12 protein-coding genes are annotated in these 17,549 nt (G+C 61.5%); 8 read left to right on the top strand and 4 right to left on the bottom strand.

The genetic code is table 11. The features are described 5' to 3' along the window. The first annotated feature begins 48 nt into the window (after positions 1-48). The 8 genes from ACDP63_RS03915 (at position 49) to fic (ending at position 10,429) form a co-directional block, all read left to right on the top strand. A complete protein-coding gene (locus ACDP63_RS03915; protein ID WP_409927720.1) occupies positions 49-642 on the top strand; it encodes a DUF6088 family protein in 594 nt (197 codons plus the stop codon). Continuing rightward, positions 635-1,651 (top strand): nucleotidyl transferase AbiEii/AbiGii toxin family protein, encoded by a 1,017-nt coding sequence (locus ACDP63_RS03910; protein ID WP_409927719.1) that lies wholly within the window; start codon positions 635-637, stop codon positions 1,649-1,651. Before ACDP63_RS03915 ends, ACDP63_RS03910 begins: the two co-directional genes overlap by 8 nt. Before the next feature lie 14 nt (positions 1,652-1,665). Beyond that, positions 1,666-2,448, top strand: a complete 783-nt coding sequence (locus tag ACDP63_RS03905) for a DUF1837 domain-containing protein (protein ID WP_409927718.1) — start codon at positions 1,666-1,668, stop codon at positions 2,446-2,448. Next, positions 2,435-5,941 (top strand): DEAD/DEAH box helicase, encoded by a 3,507-nt coding sequence (locus ACDP63_RS03900; RefSeq protein ID WP_409927717.1) that lies wholly within the window; start codon positions 2,435-2,437, stop codon positions 5,939-5,941. The genes ACDP63_RS03905 and ACDP63_RS03900 overlap by 14 nt, the downstream gene beginning before the upstream one ends. 202 nt (positions 5,942-6,143) lie before the next feature. Beyond that, a complete protein-coding gene (locus ACDP63_RS03895) occupies positions 6,144-6,863 on the top strand; it encodes a hypothetical protein (protein ID WP_409927716.1) in 720 nt (239 codons plus the stop codon). A gap of 321 nt (positions 6,864-7,184) precedes the next feature. Next, a complete protein-coding gene (locus ACDP63_RS03890) occupies positions 7,185-7,370 on the top strand; it encodes a hypothetical protein (RefSeq protein WP_409927715.1) in 186 nt (61 codons plus the stop codon). A 19-nt stretch (positions 7,371-7,389) separates the two neighbouring features. Further along, positions 7,390-9,078 (top strand): recombinase family protein, encoded by a 1,689-nt coding sequence (locus ACDP63_RS03885; protein WP_409927714.1) that lies wholly within the window; start codon positions 7,390-7,392, stop codon positions 9,076-9,078. Between the two features lie 229 nt (positions 9,079-9,307). Beyond that, positions 9,308-10,429: a protein adenylyltransferase Fic gene (fic, locus tag ACDP63_RS03880; RefSeq protein WP_347268304.1), complete on the top strand. Its 1,122-nt coding sequence runs from the start codon at positions 9,308-9,310 to the stop codon at positions 10,427-10,429. Between the two features lie 188 nt (positions 10,430-10,617). Here the strand turns inward: fic and ACDP63_RS03875 are convergent, their stop codons facing one another. Genes ACDP63_RS03875 through ACDP63_RS03860 form a run of 4 tightly spaced genes read right to left on the bottom strand, consistent with a single transcriptional unit; the run spans position 10,618 to position 17,515 of the window. After that, positions 10,618-11,856 carry a GIY-YIG nuclease family protein gene (locus tag ACDP63_RS03875; RefSeq protein ID WP_347268305.1) on the bottom strand — a complete coding sequence of 413 codons (1,239 nt, stop codon included), beginning with the start codon at positions 11,854-11,856 and terminating at the stop codon, positions 10,618-10,620. A 3-nt stretch (positions 11,857-11,859) separates the two neighbouring features. Next, positions 11,860-13,935: a DEAD/DEAH box helicase gene (locus ACDP63_RS03870; RefSeq protein ID WP_409927713.1), complete on the bottom strand. Its 2,076-nt coding sequence runs from the start codon at positions 13,933-13,935 to the stop codon at positions 11,860-11,862. Then, on the bottom strand, positions 13,935-16,616 hold the full coding sequence (locus tag ACDP63_RS03865) for a class I SAM-dependent DNA methyltransferase (RefSeq protein WP_409927712.1): 2,682 nt from the start codon (positions 16,614-16,616) through the stop codon (positions 13,935-13,937). Before ACDP63_RS03865 ends, ACDP63_RS03870 begins: the two co-directional genes overlap by 1 nt. Further along, on the bottom strand, positions 16,613-17,515 hold the full coding sequence (locus ACDP63_RS03860; protein ID WP_252928273.1) for a WYL domain-containing protein: 903 nt from the start codon (positions 17,513-17,515) through the stop codon (positions 16,613-16,615). The genes ACDP63_RS03865 and ACDP63_RS03860 overlap by 4 nt, the downstream gene beginning before the upstream one ends. Between the last annotated feature and the right edge of the window lie 34 nt (positions 17,516-17,549).

Below are 17,549 nucleotides of genomic sequence, written 5' to 3'. Positions count from 1 at the left end.
ATTGAAAACTGTCAGAAAACTGCATATGTTTCTGACAGGAGATTTGCCATGCAACGTCTGACCGAACAGATACTGGCGCATGCCGAGCGGCTTCCCGAGGGAACGCCGCTGGCAGCGAAGAGCCTGCTCCATCTCGGCAGCCGCGCCGGGGTGGATCAGGCCCTGTCGCGTCTTGCCGAGCGCGGGCAACTGATCCGGGCCGGGCGCGGTGTCTATTTGCGTCCGGTGACCAGCCGCTTCGGCACGCGCACGCCCTCGGTGGAACAGGCAGTCGAGGCGCTGGCGGTGCAGCGCGGCGAAGTCATCGTGCCGAACGGTGCGGCGGCGGCGAATACATTGGGCCTCACGACACAGGTGCCGGTTCGCTCCGTCTATCTGACTTCGGGCCGCAGCCGCACGATGACCCTGGGCAAGCAACTGGTGGAATTGCGGCATGCCCCGCGCTGGCAGCTTGCCCTGGCTGATCGTCCCGCGGGTCAGGCCGTCCGTGCCCTGGCCTGGCTCGGGCCGGAGAACGCGGAAGCGGCGCTCATGGCCCTGAAACGCAAGCTGCCGCCTACAGCCTTCGGGGAACTGGTTGCGGCAGCGCCGCAGTTCCCGACCTGGCTTGCCCGAAGCGTCGGCAGGGCAGCCCATGGCTGAAGCTTTTCTTTCCCTGTCGGCCAAGGACCGCCGCGATGCGCTCGGGGTGGCCGCTGATCGCTCGGGACGGCCCGCCCACCTGCTCGAAAAGGATGTGTGGGTCGTCTGGGCGATGCAGACCCTCTTCGGCTCCGAACTGGGCACCCACCTCGTCTTCAAGGGAGGAACATCGCTTTCAAAGGCCTATGGCATCATCCACCGCTTCTCGGAGGATGTCGATCTGACCTACGACATCCGGGCGATCGCGCCCGATCTGGTCGGGAACGATGGCGAGGCCCTGCCCGCAACACGCAGCGAAGAAAAGCGCTGGTCGAAGGTGGTGCGCCAGCGCCTGCCGGAATGGGTTTCGGGGACGGTGCAGCCGCTGCTCATCGACGCCATTCGAGCGCAGGGCGTTTCCGCCACGACACGGGTGGAGGGCGAGAAGCTCTTCATCGACTATGAGGCGACCTCGACCGGGTCCGGCTATGTCGCGCCCAGCGTCCTGCTGGAGTTCGGCGCCCGCTCGACCGGCGAGCCGGCCAGCCCGCGTGATGTGGCCTGCGATGCGGCGGGCTTGGTTGAAGGCGTGACCTTCCCGACGGCCTCGCCGCGCGTGATGCACACTGAGCGCACCTTCTGGGAAAAGGCGACAGCGATCCATGTCTTCTGCCTGCAGGAGCGGCTTCGCGGGGAACGGTTCGCACGCCATTGGCATGATGTTGTCCGGTTGGACGACGCCGGGATCGTCACTGCCGCCGCAGCCGACCGCGATCTCGCCGACGCGGTTGCACAGCACAAGAGCATGTTCTTCTCGGAGAAGGCGGCGGATGGTACGGCTGTCGACTATGGCCTAGCCGTCGCCGGAAAGCTGCAACTCGTCCCGCGCGGCGAAGCGCGCGCGGCATTGGCCTCGGACTATGAGCGGATGGTCGAGGACGGGCTGCTGCTTGAGAGCGCCGAGCCCTTCGAGGCGCTGATCGAGAGGTGCGCAGGTATCGCTGAACAAGTGAACCGCGCGACGAAGTAAGAGAGTGAGGAAGCATGGGGCTCTATGAGCGGTGGTGCGAGTCCACCAAAGAAAAGGACAAGCGCAAGCGCTATTGGACCTATGTTGAAAAGGACGGCGGTCGCAGCGAGATCGCCGGCGATCTCGTCGAGACCATCCGCTCCCACTATGGCCGGCTCGAGCTTATCGCCGAGGATGTGAAACGCCTCGGATACAAGGTCGCCGCCACGATCCTCAGCGAGTCGATGCCGCAGACGGCCAAGGGGCGCTCCGGAGACCTCGGCGAAATTCTCGCGACGGAGCTGGTCGAGGAAGAGATCGGCCTGCGCGTACCTGTGCGACGGCTACGCTACAAGGATGGCCGTAACATGGCAATGCGCGGCGACGACTTCATCGGCGCTGGCTACGACGGCAAAGGAGAGAAGCTCTGGCTTCTGAAGGGCGAGGCAAAGAGCAACAAGACACTCGGCAAAGCCACAGTCACGAGCGCCCGCAAGGTACTCAACCGCGACCATGGCCGCTGCACGCCGGACTCGCTGCTGTTCGTCGCCAACCGCCTTTTGGAGAGCACCGATCCTGAAGAAAACGCACTGGGTCGTGACCTCCGCGACGAGGTGGGCCTGAAGGCACTACGCGCCGATCGTATCGACCACATGCTCTTCACCGTGTCGGGCAACGGCCCCCATGCCTCACTGAAGGAAGACCTCGACACCGCCGGAACCAATCGCGATCACTACGTCGTAAACATCCACGTCGAAGACCATCAGGACTTCATCGCGGCCATGTACCAAGGGGCACAAGACCTTGGAGACACCTGACGAGCTGACCACCTTTCTTACCGCTGCGACCGCCGACGGCATTCTCGGCCGATTGCTTTATCGCGGCGCGGCCTGGTCGCTGATGAGGGAAGCCGGCGTGTTGCCCGCGAATGCGCCGCAGTTGGGCGCGACCATTGAAACCGACCTTGCCGAACATGGCTTTGCGCTGCTTCGCGGTGCTATGGCGCTACGCGCGCAAACCGGCGCCTCAGACCTGACCAACAAGGCGTTCGAGCGCGCCGCCAACGCTTTCGAGGCGCTGGTGCGCAATGGCGATCCCGAGGCACCCGAGCGCGGTTTTCGCCGCACCATAGCCGCCGCTGCCTATCACCTCGCCGGTTACTCCGCAGTCGCCTATTCGCTTTTCAACGAGACGGCTGAGGACATCAACACCACCGCCGGCGAAACCGCAATCCGTCACCTCATCCTGCGCGATCTCGATCAATTGCGCGGTTTCGTCCGCGACTGGCTTGGCGACGAGACCCACGGTGACGGGCAGGTCGCCGAAGCGCTTGGCGGCGAGGACCCCGATATCGATGAGGTTCTCTCCACAATCCTCAACACGACGATCTGCCGGGCTCTCGCCTTCTTCGACTTCGCCTTGGAGACAGGTGAAGACGAGCCCGTCGAAGCTGCGCGAGATCTGCTGGCTACCGCTGTCAGCCTGGCCGACAATGCCGAAAACGTCCCGTTGTGGTGGATCTCGAACCTCTGCCGCCATCTGATCGACGATCTTTGGCAGCATTCGCTGCACCGAAACCTGCCAACGGAACCGCCCGCGGGAACAGAGGATGAATATCCCAACCTCCGGCGGCTGTTCATCGGTTCGCTCTATGCCCGCAAAACCTCCGAAGTGGAGCTATGGCCCTCGCAGCGCGAGGCCGCCCGGCGATCCACCGACGTGACGGACGATCTGGTCGTGGCCCTGCCGACCAGCGCGGGCAAGACACGAGTGGCCGAAATCGCAGCTTTGATGACGCTATCGTCAGCGCGCCGGGTTCTGATCGTCACACCCCTGCGCGCCTTATCGGCGCAAACCGAACGCTCTTTCCGGAGAACCTTCGCCCCGCTCGGGTTCAGCGTCTCCTCTCTTTACGGCGCCAGCGGACTTTCTGCTGGCGATGAGGATGCCCTGCGCAGCCGAGAGATCATCATCGCCACACCCGAGAAGCTCGACTTCGCGCTTCGGAGCGATCCTTCCCTGATCGATGACGTCGGCCTGATCGTTCTCGATGAAGGCCACATGATCGGACCCAGCGAGCGCGAGATCCGCTACGAGACGCTGGTGCAGCGCCTGCTACGACGCGCGGACTCGGCCGAACGCCGGATCGTCTGCCTCTCCGCCATCCTGCCCAGCGGCGACGAGTTGGATGATCTCACTGCCTGGATTCGCTCCGATGAACCCGGCGAGCCGGTGCGATCCGACTGGCGACCGACGCGCCAACGGTTCGGCGCCCTGACTTGGCGAGGCAAGGACGCGCTGCTTCGGCTCGATCTCGATGATGGTGGCCCCTTCCTCGACAAGTTCGTCGAAGAGAAGCCTGCGCGCGGCAGGGAGAAAAATCCCTATCCGCGCAAGAATTCGCATCTCACCCTGTTCGCGGCATGGGAGTTCGCGGGCCAAGGCAAGCGCACCCTGATCTTCTCCACCCAGGCCAACTGGGTCGAGAGCTACGGCAAGCAGGTCGTTGATCTCTGCAAGCGCGGCTATCTCGAAAGCCTGCTGGAGGATGAGGCGCCGATCGCACGCGCATTGGAGGTCGGCAAGGAATGGTTGGGCGAGGACCATCCGGCCGTCGCCAGCCTGAAGGTCGGGGTCGCCATTCACCATGGCCGCCTGCCGAGCCCATTCCTGCGCGAACTGGAAATCCTCCTGTCCGAAGGTGTGCTGAAAGTCATCGTCGCTTCGCCGACGCTCTCCCAAGGGCTCAACCTGAACGCCGCCGTCCTGCTCGTGCCGGCGCTCTATCGGGCCGGAGAGAAGATCAAGGGTGAGGAATTCGCGAACGTCGCGGGGCGCGCCGGGCGCGCTTTTGTCGACGTCGAGGGCCTGATCGTCCATGTCATGTTCGACAAGACCGATTGGCGGAAGAGGGAATGGAGGTCTCTGGTCGCATCCGCCAAGGCACGAACCCTGAAGAGTGGCCTCATTCAGATCGTTGCCGAGATTCTCGAACGCCTGTCGCGTGAAGGCGTACTCGATCGTGACGACGCCTGGGAATATCTCGCCAACGCCAGAGAGGCCTGGAGATCGCCTGACGAAGAGGCTGCAGTAGCCGCGCGCCTTGCGGCCGCCGTCGAATATGAGGCCAACGGCGACGGTGATGATGAAGGCGCCGAGGAGGACAAGGAGGAAACCATCGACGAAGAGCCGCTGTCGCAGCTTGTCGAACGCCTCGATGCAACCGTGTTCGGCCTGATCGAGGCGTTGGATGCTGATCGCACCGATCTCCCAAGGCTGCTGGACGAAGCCCTCCGGGGATCGCTCTGGGCGCGTCAAATCGCCCGCGAGGACGAGGACGTCGCCCCTCTGCACATGAAGGTATTTGAAGCGCGCGCTGACCTCATCTGGAAGACGACCTCGGCGCAGGCGCGGCGCGGACATTTCGCAATGGGCGTAGGGCTCGAGGCGGGCCTCTCGGTCGACGCCATGGCTGATGAGTTGGCCGAACTGCTCGACAGGGCCGACGATGCCGCGTTGAGCGGCGAGGTTGGCGAACTCGCCGACGCTCTCGGAGGTCTGGGCGAACGCCTGCTGTTCATGCGGCCTTTCATTCCGGACAGGCGGAACGCTCTGCCCGTCAATTGGAAAGCCATCCTGCGTGCATGGATCTCTGGCGAAGACGTCTCGCAGATCGGGCCGCAGAACATGAGGGCGGTCGAAGAGGCCTTCACCTATCGTCTGGTCTGGGCGCTGGAAGCTGTCCGCACCCGCCGCATGTCGCTCGGCTGGTCGCCGGACGCGATTGCGGGCAGTGCGGCGGCAGCGGTGGAAACCGGCGTCCCGCAGTTCATGATGGCAATGCTGATCCGCGCGGGTCTTCCGTCGCGGCGTGCGGCAATTGCGGCCATTGAGGACACCAGGCCGATTTTCGTCACGCCGGCAGAAATGCGGGCCTGGCTCGAATCCGACGAAATCACGGCCTACACTGATGCCGGCAACTGGCCCACGCCGGACACCGCCGCGCTTTGGGCACGCTTCCGCACGGAAGCCCTCAGCGGCGGCATCCAGAAATGGTCTGTGGAACGCTACAAGCGCCTGCTCGACACCGCGACGGCTCCGCCCGCAGGCCTCTACCGGATTGTTACAAATGAGGGGGATGGACGGACTTGGCTCGCAACCCCCGACTACCAGCGGGTCGCGCCCTTTGCGAAGTCGGCGGTCGACCCCAAGCCCAGCCTCTTTTCAGGGCGCTTGCCGGGCGACACTAGGCTGGTGGAGAGCTTGCGGGTCGGACGTGGAAAGCTACGATGGCCGCGCGCAGATACCTGAGCAGCTACTGTGCCTTCTCAAAGTTGCGCGACCCGTATCCTTCGGACTATCTTGAGCAATGATGCAACCCACCGCTCCAGCTCCTATCAAACCGCCGAAAATACTCGGGCGAACGCGACGGCTGACGTCTCACCATAGAATTACATTCGACCAAATATTTCACAGTGGTGGTGGTTACGTTCTGAATTTCTCTGATCGGGCTATGAGTGAATGGTTTGAAGAGACCTTCGATTTCAATATTTTTGACAGACGTTATCAGATCGAGGGCGATAGCAAAGGCAAGACGCTGAGGGGTTTTGTCGAGGTCGCCGAGCCACGCCTCGTTGCTCGTGTCCTTCGCGCACTCTGGGACTATCGCTGTAGCCTAGACGGTTTCGTGGAAGACAATTCCGATCAGGAGGGCCGACTTGAGGTGTGGCTCGCGCAATTCACCAACGAGTTGGAGAACGCCTCATCGCTCAATCTGGACGAGGCGTTCAAGGACTTCTCGAGCGATACGACTTTGCCCAAGCTACGAGCGTCGATCGCTGGCGACCTGATCGGCAACAAGCCCGATGTGGCGCTCGATCGCATGCACACCTACTGCGTAAAGCGCTTCCGTGCACTGCTAGCGGATCGAGGTACATTGGTCGATCCATCGACGCCGCTACACGCCATTTTCGGTGCTTATGGCAAAGCGGTGCGAGCCGAAGGTGTAGTGAGCGAATTCGCACTGCCGACCTTGCGCGTGCAGCACAAGCTCTTTGAGGGGCTCAACGATGCGCGCAACAAACGCTCCTTCGCACATGACAACGACCTTCTTGCTGTTTCTGAGGCGCAGTTTATCATCGATTGCGTATTGGCATCGCTTTCCTTCATCGAGCGGATCGAGGCCGACCGAAACATAGCGAATGCCGCTACGGACGACGAGATCCCGTTCTAGAATTGCCCTTCTTGCACTACGCCAGACCGCCAAGTCCGACTGCCGTCTCGTCCGCATATTGCCACTGACGCCATCTCTGCGCTAGACTACCTACAGGACATGGCTGGAACGTCTTGCTGTGCGAGCAGATGTTCAAATCCCTTGGCGAGCCGCATATTCGCACAGTGTCGCACCAGTATTTGTGCGACGCCATGCTGCTCAGGACTACGCCAATGCCCGATCCTGCCCTCTATCGTCACCCGAACGCCGCCCGACGCTTCTCTGTAACCATTTGGAATTGCTGCATAGACTTGCTGCAAGGTCATTGGGATCGGCACGGGCATGGCACAGCAACCCGACATCGACAGCAGGGCGGAGGCGGAGTTCGGCAAGCCCGAACTGACGCTCGCGGCCTCGCGGGACGGCCCCGATCCCCGGCTCCTCGCCCTGGTCCGTGTCCTCGCCCGTCGGGCAGCGCGTGGTCTTTACGAACAGCAGTTGAAGGATCACCCTGCATCGCGCTCATGAATCTTGTGGAAGCCCGGTCATGAAGGTTGCCGTCTACGCCCGCTATTCTTCCGACCAGCAGCGCGATGCCTCGATCGCCGACCAGTTCCGCATGTGCCGCCTGCGGGCGGAGAAGGAAGGCTGGCAGGTGATCGAGGAATATTCCGACCATTCCATCTCGGGCGCCAACATGATCCAGCGCCCCGGCATTCAGGCATTGGTCCTGGATTCCTCGCGCGGACGCTTCGACATGGTGCTGTCGGAGGCACTGGACCGGATCAGCCGCGACCAGGAGGATATCGCCGGCATCTACAAGCGGATGACTTACGCTGGCGTGAAGATGTTCACCCTCTCGGAGGGGGAGATCAGCGAGCTGCATGTCGGTCTCAAGGGCACGATGAATGCCCTGTTCCTCAAGGACCTCGCCGACAAGACCCGGCGCGGTCAGCGTGGGCGCGTCGAAGCCGGCAAGTCCGGCGGCGGCAATTCCTACGGCTACGACGTGGTGAAGAAGTTCGACGGCAACGGCGAGGCCGTCCGGGGCGACCGGACCATCAACCCGGTGCAGGCCGAGGTCGTCCGCCGCATCTTCCGCGACTATGCCGCCGGCAAGTCGGCGAAGCGGATCGCCGTCGAACTGAACCACGACGGAGTGGAGGCACCCTCCGGCGGGGACTGGGGGTTCAGCACGATCAACGGCAACCAGAAGCGCGGCAACGGCATCCTCAACAACGAGATGTATGTCGGCAAGCTGGTCTGGAACCGCCAGCGCTTCATCAAGGATCCCGACACCGGCAAGCGCCAGGCACGGCCGAACCCGGAATCCGAATGGGTGATCCAGGAGGCGCCGGAACTGCGCATCGTCGAGGACGACCTCTGGAACGCCGTCAAGGAGCGTCAGAAGTCGGTCAAGCACGAGCGGCGGGATGACGGCGACGAGGTCGAGAACCATTTCCGCGACCGGCGGCGACCGAAGTATCTGCTGTCGGGGCTGACCAAATGCGGCTGCTGCGGTGGCGGCTACTCGATGATCTCCGCCCAACTGGTCGGCTGCTCGACCAGACGGAACAAGGGCACCTGCCAGAACAACATGAACATCCGGCGGGATGCACTGGAGGCGCGCGTCCTGAATGCACTGCGCCACAACCTGATGCAGCCCGAACTGTTCCAGGAGTTCTGCGACGAGTTCACCCGCGAGATGAACCGGCTGCGGATGGAAGGCCGGGCCTCGATCGACGCCGCCAAGGCGGAGATCAAGAAGATCGACCGGGAACTGGAGACCCTGCTGAACCTTATACTCAAAGGCGGCGCCGCCGACATGCTCAATGCAAAGATGGTCAAGCTGGAGGGGCGGCAAAAGGAGTTGAAGGCGTTCCTGGCCGAAGCGGACGAACCCCCTCCCCTGCTGCACCCGAACATGGCGCATCACTACCGCGCCCAGGTCGAAGAGCTCTATGCGGCGCTTCAGGAGGATTCCGAGGCCAGGCGAATGGAGGCGACGGACGTGCTGCGGTCTCTGGTGAAGGAGATCGTTCTGACGCCGGACCCGGAGAGTGGTGAGCTACAGATCGAGGTGCGCGGCGACCTCGCTGGGATCCTTGCGATCTCTCTGGAACGCAAAAAGCCCTCCTTTGGGGAGGGCGGTGTGCAATTTGAGATGGTTGCGGGGGCAGGCAACCAACGATACTTGCGATTGGTCGAACGTCAGATCCCCAAGCTTGCAGCATAGTGTAACATACTGTTTTGTCAGCAACAACTGAACCCATTATCACCTGCACTGCCACATCCCCACGCAAACTGTCTTGCTACCCTGTCGGCTGATGCGCACCGCTGGCCTTCTCTCGGATGCCCGTCACCCAACCGTCGCACGACTTGCATCAGATCGTCCATGTCGATACAATCTACAAATGTCGACACATATTCCCGACATGTCGATGTCTTCGACTTGTCAAACCGTCATGTCGATCAGGAACCAGGTGATCGACATGACCTTCCGCCCGGACCGCCCGTTCAACGACCTCCCTGCCCTGCCGCCGGCACAGGATATCGAGACCAAAGCCGTGCTGAAAGCCTGCATCGAGGCACGGGCCGCTCTGGCGGCGTTGCGGGTTTCTGGCCAGATTATCCCCAACCAGGCGGTGCTGATCAACTCCATCCCGCTGCTCGAAGCCCAGGCGAGTTCCGAGATCGAGAACATCGTCACCACCACCGACCGGCTGTTCCGCTTTGCCAATGACACCGGCGGTCAGGCCGACCCGGCGACCAAGGAAGCATTGCGCTATCGCACCGCCCTGAACCGGGGCTTCGGGATGCTGCGGCAACGCCCGCTGTCAACCGCCCTCGCGGTCGAGGTCTGCCGCACTATCAAGGGTGTCGAGCTCGACATCCGCAGCACGCCCGGTACCGCCTTGATGAACGATGCCACCGGGGCCGTGATCTATACCCCGCCGGAGGGCGAGGATCTGCTGCGCGCCAAGCTTGCCAACTGGGAACGCTATATCCACGAGGCCGAGGACATCGATCCGCTGATCCGCCTCGCGGTGATGCATTACCAGTTCGAGGCGATCCATCCCTTCGTCGATGGCAATGGCCGCACCGGGCGGGTGCTGAATTTGCTCTATCTGGTGGACAAGGGGCTGCTGGATATCCCCGTGCTCTATCTCAGCCGACACATCATCCAGAACAAGGCGCTCTATTACCGCTATCTGCTGGAGGTCACCACGCAGGACGCTTGGGAACAATGGCTGCTGTTCATGATGGAGGCGGTCAGGGCGACGGCGCACTGGACCACGGCAAGGATCCACGCGATCCGCGACCTGCTGGAGCAGACCGCCGCGCGAATGCGCCAGAACCTGCCCAAGGTCTATTCCCGCGAACTGGCCGAGCTGATCTTCGTGAACCCCTATTGCCGGATCGGTGATCTGGTCGAGGCCGGCGTCGCCAAACGCCAGACTGCGGCGGTCTATCTCAAGGCGCTGGTTGCCGAAGGGCTGCTGGAGGAGGTGAAGGTCGGGCGCGAGAATCTCTATATCAACCCTGCCCTTCTGGGGCTGTTGTCGGAACGAGGTCAGAATGCCTGACAACGTGAACCTGTCCTCTCCAAGTGGTTCGCACCCATCTGCCCGATGAGCGCGTGTATCTGATTGCCTTCATTCGAAATCTCCTCGCGCATCAAGCCGAGAAAATTCTGCTTTTCAGCCCCTTACTTTCGGGGGATTACGCATTGTCATTGTGGCACCTTGTCGGTGTAAAGAATTTGTCAGGTCTCTCAGGTTTTCTTCCGGATTGATTGTGTTTCCGGATCGTATTCAATCTGGTGAAGGGTGCCGTCCTTGATTGCCTGGACCGCCCTGCTCACGTGCTCCGGCAAAACGTAGAACCATTCCCGCGGATAGACCTTTCGGCCGAAACGGTCCGTGATCCACAGGTCTCGCGGACGGGCAGCATCAAAGAATCGGTGCAGGAGTCCCTCCACTTTTCGCCAGGACAGATTGACGAGATCATAGGTGGCGACGACCTCGACCGGAGCCAGCAAGAAGGTCGGATCATTGCGCGCATCGGCAATCCGGCGGCGCACCTCTTGTGTCGTCACTCCAATTTTCAGGAGTATATTCCGCACTTCAACGATTTGTGGTTCGTTCGACTTGCTCCGAAGCACGTAAACGGTCCCAGTCAGATCGATCCGGTCTGCCTCCCAATCGGGATCCAACGCCCCCATGCCGTGCCTGTGGATTGCGCGGGAGGTAGGATCGTCTGCGAGCGCCTTTCGGAAGGACGACAAGAGCGGATCGCTCTCCGTGCCGTTTGAGAAGATGATGCGGAGCCTGTGATCGCGTTTTCCTGCGCGAGCGGTCATTTCCGCCTTCTCGGCGACATAGGTCAGCAAGCCCTTTCGAATGAAGAGGGAACCTTCGTCGACTCTGACCTCCTCATTCGGATTGATCGGGCGCACCTCACGGTCGCCGGCCTCCAGCGCGGCCTGGGTTCCCTCGAACATCGCGCGGAAGCGGTCAAAATCGTGACAGGGGTAGAACTCGGCCCGGTGATCCGGAACCAGCCGTTCCTCCGCCGGGGTCACGTTTCGGATCACGGTCAATGCCTCTGAAACGTCGAGTTCCTCGTCGTCAAAGATGTCATCAAGAGAAGCAGGCACTTCGTCGTTATCCACATCGTCGCGCCAGTTGTGTTCCGCTGCCAACGGTTCGGGCACCAGTTCAAATCGTCCGCCAGACAAAAGACCATTGCGATCGACATCCAACAGATCGGGGGCATCCCCTTTGGCAACCAGCCGGCTCCAGATCATGCCAAGACGCATCTCGTCATGATCTGTCGCCGCCGCATCCGGGACGCGGCCATGCCGTTCAAAGAATGCGTTCACCTCCGTGACCAACTGGGCATCCCGCTCCCGCTCAGGTGATCGGGTAGCGCGGGGCCGCAGGTTTATGTTCAGAAGCCCCAGTTCATCCTCTTCCTCAAGCACTTCTTCGATCGATCTGTATCGCGGCATCCGTCACGCCCCCCCTTGAGCAGCGCGCATCCGCTCCGCCTTTTTCGTGCGGATGTAGGCATGGGCCTCTGCAAGGCGACGTTCCAGATCGTCCGGCGAGTTGGGGTTTGGGGGGCGCCCTTCCTGGGCAGTGAACCGCTTGATCCGGGGCCAGAGGACCAGCGCCTCCTCTTCGGTCATCTGGACGCGCTGAGCGACCATTGCGCTCTGGATCTGCTGGAGCAGCGGGGTGTCCAGCGCCTTGGAGGCGATATCGAACCCTTCCCGGAACGGATTGATGGAGTCGATAAGGTCGATGTCCAGTTCGCGCACGTTGATGAACTTCTTCACCATCCGGATCAGGTTCAGCGCATCCGGCGACCGCTCATCGTCCGCGTCGCTATCCTCGACGGGCTGCTGCTCGCCGCTTTCCATCTCTTCCTGAGCCATTCGGCGCGCGATTGCGGCGATGTTCATCCGAGCCGCCAGGTCTTGCCGGATGGCCTCGGTTTCATCCGGGGTCAGGTCTTCATACGTCCTCTCGATGATATTGGTCAGCACTAACTGGGTCGCGACCTCCGGGGCCACGTCATCCGCGACGGTGCGCCGGTCCATCTGCTGGCACGCCTGCGCCACCAGTTCGTGCATGTCATTCTCGACGATCGCCCGCGCGCGGTCTGTCGGCGGGGCCATCAAGCCACCGATGCCGATATGAACCCGGCCCTCGCCGTCCACCTCGACGGGAGGTCGGGTATCGCCATCCTCGCGCCTGTAGAACCGGAAGTTCGGTTGCAGGACCTGCTCCATCAGGAGCGCCCCCGAGATCGCCTTCAGCATGTCGTTGACCGCGTCCGTGACCACGCCGGTCTCGACACCGGGTTCCGCCACCAGATTGGTAAACTGGGCATGGCGCTTGCCGGGGGCGTCGCGGGTCGCGCGACCGATGATCTGGATGATCTCTGTCAGCGACGAACGATAGCCGATGGTCAGCGCATGTTCGCACCAGACCCAATCGAACCCCTCTTTCGCCATCCCGAGGGCGATGATCAGGTCCACCTTGGCCCGGTCCGCATCATCGTCGCGCTTGCCGTCCGGCCCGACAATCTCGCGGGTCAGCGAGGCCTTCACCAGATCCCGCTCCGGCCCGTCGTCCACCAGGTCCGCCACCTTCAGAACGCGCCCATCGGGGAGTTGGACCAGATCGAATCCGGTCGCCTCCTCCCGGCCGATCACCTCGCCGATGCAACTCAGGATCGCCCCCACCTCGGACTGCTTGGCGTCATAGGCCTCGGCCGAGCCGCGGTGCGGGATATGGATGATCGTCTTCAGCTCCGGGTTCAGCACCTCGGGGATCGCGCTGATATACTGGTCCCGGTAGAAACTGTAGGAAATTCCAAGGCTTTTCAGGAACCGATAGCCGTCCAGCTGCTCATAATAGCTGTAGGTGATCGACCGGAACCGCGCCTCATCCTCGGGCCTCAGGACCGGGATGCTGTCGCCCCGGAAATAGGAGCCGGTCATCGCCATCACATGCGCCTGACCCCGGTTCAGGATACGCCGCAGGATTTCACCCAGCCGGTTGTCATCCCCGGCGCTGACATGGTGGAATTCGTCGATGGCGATCAGGCAATCGTCGAAGGCCGCTGTCCCCTCGTCCTCGGCGATCTCATCGAAGGCAAAACGGAAAGTGGCATGGGTGCAGACCAGCACCCGGTCCCCGGATGCCATGAAGTCGCGCACCGCGCGCACCTTGCCGCTGGTCGCGCCTTCCTCGGCACCGCTCAGGCAGAGGTTCCAGCGCGGGTCCACCTGCCAGTCCGCAAAGAACCCGTGCGACGTGAGGTCGGTTGACCGGAACGAGGCGCCGATCGAGGTTTCCGGGACGCAGACGATGACCTTGCCCACCCCCTGGTTTTCCAGCTTGTCCAGTGCCACAAACATCAGCGCGCGGGATTTCCCGGCGGCGGGCGGCGCCTTCAGCAGGATGAACTGGGCCGCGCGGGCGTCATAGACCCGGGCCTGCATGGGGCGCATGCCCATCGGGTTCGGCACCTGCGTCTTGCCGGTCTGGCCATAGGTGACGCGAACGAAATCGGACATCAGGCGGTCCCCTTCTTCAGCTTCTTCGCCCGCGCGGCATAGAGCTTGAACAGGTGCTCCAGCCGCTCGGTGTCATTGCGGAACGGGCGGCCGATATACATGCTTTCCAGCAGGTCATCGTTCGCCTTGTGGGCGGCGCGCAGATCGTCGGGCATCTTGTCGGGATCATAAAGCTGGGCAATGGTCGCCGGGTAATGGCCATAGCGACAGCGCAGGATGGCCATGGCCGAGGCGGTCAGGGCGGCCAGTTGATCGCCGGTGAATTTCGGGACCGGGAAGGTGTTCCAGCCGAGGGTGTTGGAATAGTTAGGACGCTTCTGCAGCTTGCCGCAGACTGTAAGAACCCAGAGCCGGTGAAGGGTCGAGGAAAGGATCGACAGGCACCACTCGGGCGCGTCGTAAAGGACGAAGTTGCGATTGGTGCAGGCATCGTTGGTGCCAACGATGATAGGTGTCAGATAGAGCCTATTTTCGGAAGATACCGCAGGCAGGTAAATCGCAGAAATCTTCTGCGCGCGGTGCTCTCGAAATTGATGCGCTCGTTGCGCTGCCTTTCGGGCACCGGCATCCGTGCTCTTCTGTCGTGTCCCGCGCACATTTTCGATACGGCGGGAGATTTCGGGAACACTTAGGGCCAAGGGCAAATCAGCGTCATCAATATGAAGACAATACCGCATGCGGTCATAAATAAGTTCATCCGAACCGTAGACCCGCTTGATCAAGTGCCCGATTTCGGGATGGGAGCTTCGAAGGTCACTCGCCTCTTCGGGTGACAGAATCAGTTGGCCTCCATCAATCGGCTTGCTTCCGTACTCCATGCTCGGAAGCCCAAAGAGCGACGTACTCGATTTTTCGACGATAACGTCAATGTTCGGGATGAGATAGGGTGAGATCACCGAGCATTTTTCTTCGAACCCGTCATGGAAAAAGCGTTTGGGTGCATCGGTTTTCCGCGAAAATCCGAGAATTACGGCATCAACTGTGGCATTTCCGGACGCATTGTTTGACCACTGAAAGGTTGAATGCGCGAAGCAAAGCTCAACACCTTGTTCGAGCAAGGTGGGCCAAAGGAAAGGTACTGATTGTCCTTGTGTGATAGAATTCGTCGTCACCAGTGCGCAATTTGCTCCGTTTTCGGCTACGTAATCGACTGCCTTCATCAACCAACCCGACACATAGTCGAGAGTACCGAATGTGCTCATCCGCGCGGCAAAGATATCCCGCATTTCTGATTTCTGGACCTCCGATTGCTCGTTGGACCAGATCCAGGGCGGATTCCCCGCGATGAACACCTCGCCGCCATCCTCCGGCGGCGGGCAGACCGTTTCCCAGTCAACCCGCAGCGCGTTGTCGCAGATGATGTTCGCTGCGTCCCTCAGCGGCAGGTCGGCGGGCTTGCGGCCAAACGCCTCCTTGAACAGGGCGTTGGCCTGATACTCGGCGATGAACAGCGCCAACTTGGCCGTTTCCACGGCAAAATCGGTCAGTTCAATGCCATAGAAGTTCCGGATCGGCACCACCGACCACATTTCGGTCTGGGCACCGCCGGTCAGTTCGGCAAGCCGCGTCAGAATCCTGATCTCGCGCTCGCGCAGGGACCGATAGGCGACGACAAGAAAATTCCCCGAGCCACAGGCCGGGTCGAACACCCGGATTTTCCCGATCCGCTCCAGCACCTGCCGCAAGGCCCGCTCGCGCCCCCAAGCCTTTTCGATTTCGGCATCAAGATCATCAAGGAACAGCGGCCCCAGCACCTTCATGATGTTCGGGACACTGGTATAGTGCATCCCCAGTTCCGACCGCAATTTGGCGTTCGCCACCGACTGGATCATCGAGCCGAAGATGTCCGGGTTGATCCCGGTCCAGGTCTCGCCACAGACATCCTTGAGATACCGGGTGGCGGTCACGTCGAACACCGGCGCGTCGATGCGGCCGGCAAAGAGGCCGCCGTTGACGTATTCGAACTCGCGCGTCCAGGCGGGCAGCCCGCCTCTGTCCGGCTTAGGCGTGTTCATCGCGGTGAAAGCGTTGATCAACACCTCACGCATCCCTTCACCCCGGTCGCCGGCATGGGTGAAGATCAGGCGGCTGAACTGATTTTCGGGGAAGATACCGACATCTTCGGCAAACATGCAGAAGATCAGCCGGGTCATCAGCTGGTTCATGTCATGCTGACGCGCCTTTTCTGCCCAGTCCGGGTTCTTGCGGATCAGCGCGTCGTAAAGCTTGGCCAGCTTGCCCGCGACCTTGACGTCAACCGGGTTCTCCTCGGCCGCGCGGTAGCGTTCCTTCCCGGCGGCGGGCAGGAAAAAGCCGAAGCGGTCGCCAAGTTCCGAAAAGGCGCAATAAAGGGTGTCGCCGGACTTTGGATGCTCGGCGGCGATTTCTTGTCCGTCTGTGGCGATCAGAATAGCGGGCCGGTGCTTCGCGTTTCGCTTGCTGGCCCGCAAGGCATCCAGACACGCCGCGCTCATGCCGGGCAGTGCCGGGGAAAAATGGAACTTCTGGTTCAGAAGCACCCCATCGGGAATGTCGGACTTGTTGTAGGTGCCGCCCTTGAGCTTCGCGATCGTCGCGGGTGCGTTGTCGGTCGCCAAGGCGAACTCGAAGGGAAATTCCGCAGCATCGAAGGGCTTGCTCGCAAGATTGGCCAAGGCCTCGTAAATTTCAGTGGGGTTCATGCGTAGACCTTTGGCAGGGAATTCTGGCTGATCAGTACAATTTGCTGGTCCTGCGGCCGCCGCGCCGCCGGGTCCGTGTCGAGGCCGAGACGCTTGAGCGCATAGAACAGCAGCGCCTTGCGCACAGGAATCTGCGCGCGCTCGTTCTCCATCCCATAATCCATCTCGATCGCACGACGTTGCGTTGGAGAAAGATCAGGATGCGGCCCGATTTCCAGGATGACCTCCGTGTGCCAATCGACATCACTCTGAGGGTCGGCCGTGACCGGCCCGTGCTTGCCTGTTTCGACAATCCGGGAGAGCAGGAAATCCTTGAACACCTGGTCATTCTGACAGAACGCACGGGCGTGCCAGCGAAACCCGTCGAAGGCCAGTGAGTGCGGCTCGATCCAGCGCGCGCTTGGCTCGGGGCGCGACATCGACTGGTAGGTTACCTCAAGAGCCGATGGCTCATGAATGGCGGTCAACACCTCGCGCAGGGTTTCGGACGCAATCCCCCGCGCGGGTGTCGGCGTGGTTCCATAGCCTGGAAACAGACAGATCCAGCTCTGCTCGCGCGAGACCAGGCCCTGATCGAGGGCACGCAGCTGAGCGAGATAGTCCTCGGCGGAAGGCTTTATGAAATGCGGCTTGAAGCTCCGACCCCGGACATAGGCACGCTGGCTCTTGTCATAGACGAGGTTTCGCTTCCACCGCTCTGCATAGCCCGTCAGGTCGAGGGATGCCTGCTGGAGTGAGATGCCGAAAGTTTCCATCAGGTCCGAGCGATTGATCCGGCCATGCCAGAACACCCGGAATTCGATGAACTCGTTACGCCGCTCCGCACCCCAGTTCAGCTGTTTGATCTGTCTGCGGGGCACACCGAGCCTTTCCTTCACCTGTTGCGAGTATAGAACCATAAATTAGTCCCTCGCAATAAAATGATTCTGGTAG

The sequence above is a fragment of the Paracoccus sp. P2 genome (assembly GCF_046335115.1).
GTDB lineage: Bacteria > Pseudomonadota > Alphaproteobacteria > Rhodobacterales > Rhodobacteraceae > Paracoccus > Paracoccus pantotrophus.
This window is presented reverse-complemented; position numbering and strand designations above follow the sequence as displayed.

Excerpts from the sequence above, each read along its gene's own strand:
- ACDP63_RS03915 (WP_409927720.1), top strand. The coding sequence starts at position 49 with ATGCAACGTCTGACCGAACAGATACTGGCGCATGCCGAGCGGCTTCCC.
- ACDP63_RS03910 (WP_409927719.1), top strand. The coding sequence starts at position 635 with ATGGCTGAAGCTTTTCTTTCCCTGTCGGCCAAGGACCGCCGCGATGCG.
- ACDP63_RS03905 (WP_409927718.1), top strand. The coding sequence starts at position 1,666 with ATGGGGCTCTATGAGCGGTGGTGCGAGTCCACCAAAGAAAAGGACAAG.
- ACDP63_RS03895 (WP_409927716.1), top strand. The coding sequence starts at position 6,144 with ATGAGTGAATGGTTTGAAGAGACCTTCGATTTCAATATTTTTGACAGA.
- ACDP63_RS03890 (WP_409927715.1), top strand. The coding sequence starts at position 7,185 with ATGGCACAGCAACCCGACATCGACAGCAGGGCGGAGGCGGAGTTCGGC.
- ACDP63_RS03885 (WP_409927714.1), top strand. The coding sequence starts at position 7,390 with ATGAAGGTTGCCGTCTACGCCCGCTATTCTTCCGACCAGCAGCGCGAT.
- fic (WP_347268304.1), top strand. The coding sequence starts at position 9,308 with ATGTCGATCAGGAACCAGGTGATCGACATGACCTTCCGCCCGGACCGC.
- ACDP63_RS03875 (WP_347268305.1), bottom strand. The coding sequence starts at position 11,856 with ATGCCGCGATACAGATCGATCGAAGAAGTGCTTGAGGAAGAGGATGAA.
- ACDP63_RS03870 (WP_409927713.1), bottom strand. The coding sequence starts at position 13,935 with ATGTCCGATTTCGTTCGCGTCACCTATGGCCAGACCGGCAAGACGCAG.
- ACDP63_RS03865 (WP_409927712.1), bottom strand. The coding sequence starts at position 16,616 with ATGAACCCCACTGAAATTTACGAGGCCTTGGCCAATCTTGCGAGCAAG.
- ACDP63_RS03860 (WP_252928273.1), bottom strand. The coding sequence starts at position 17,515 with ATGGTTCTATACTCGCAACAGGTGAAGGAAAGGCTCGGTGTGCCCCGC.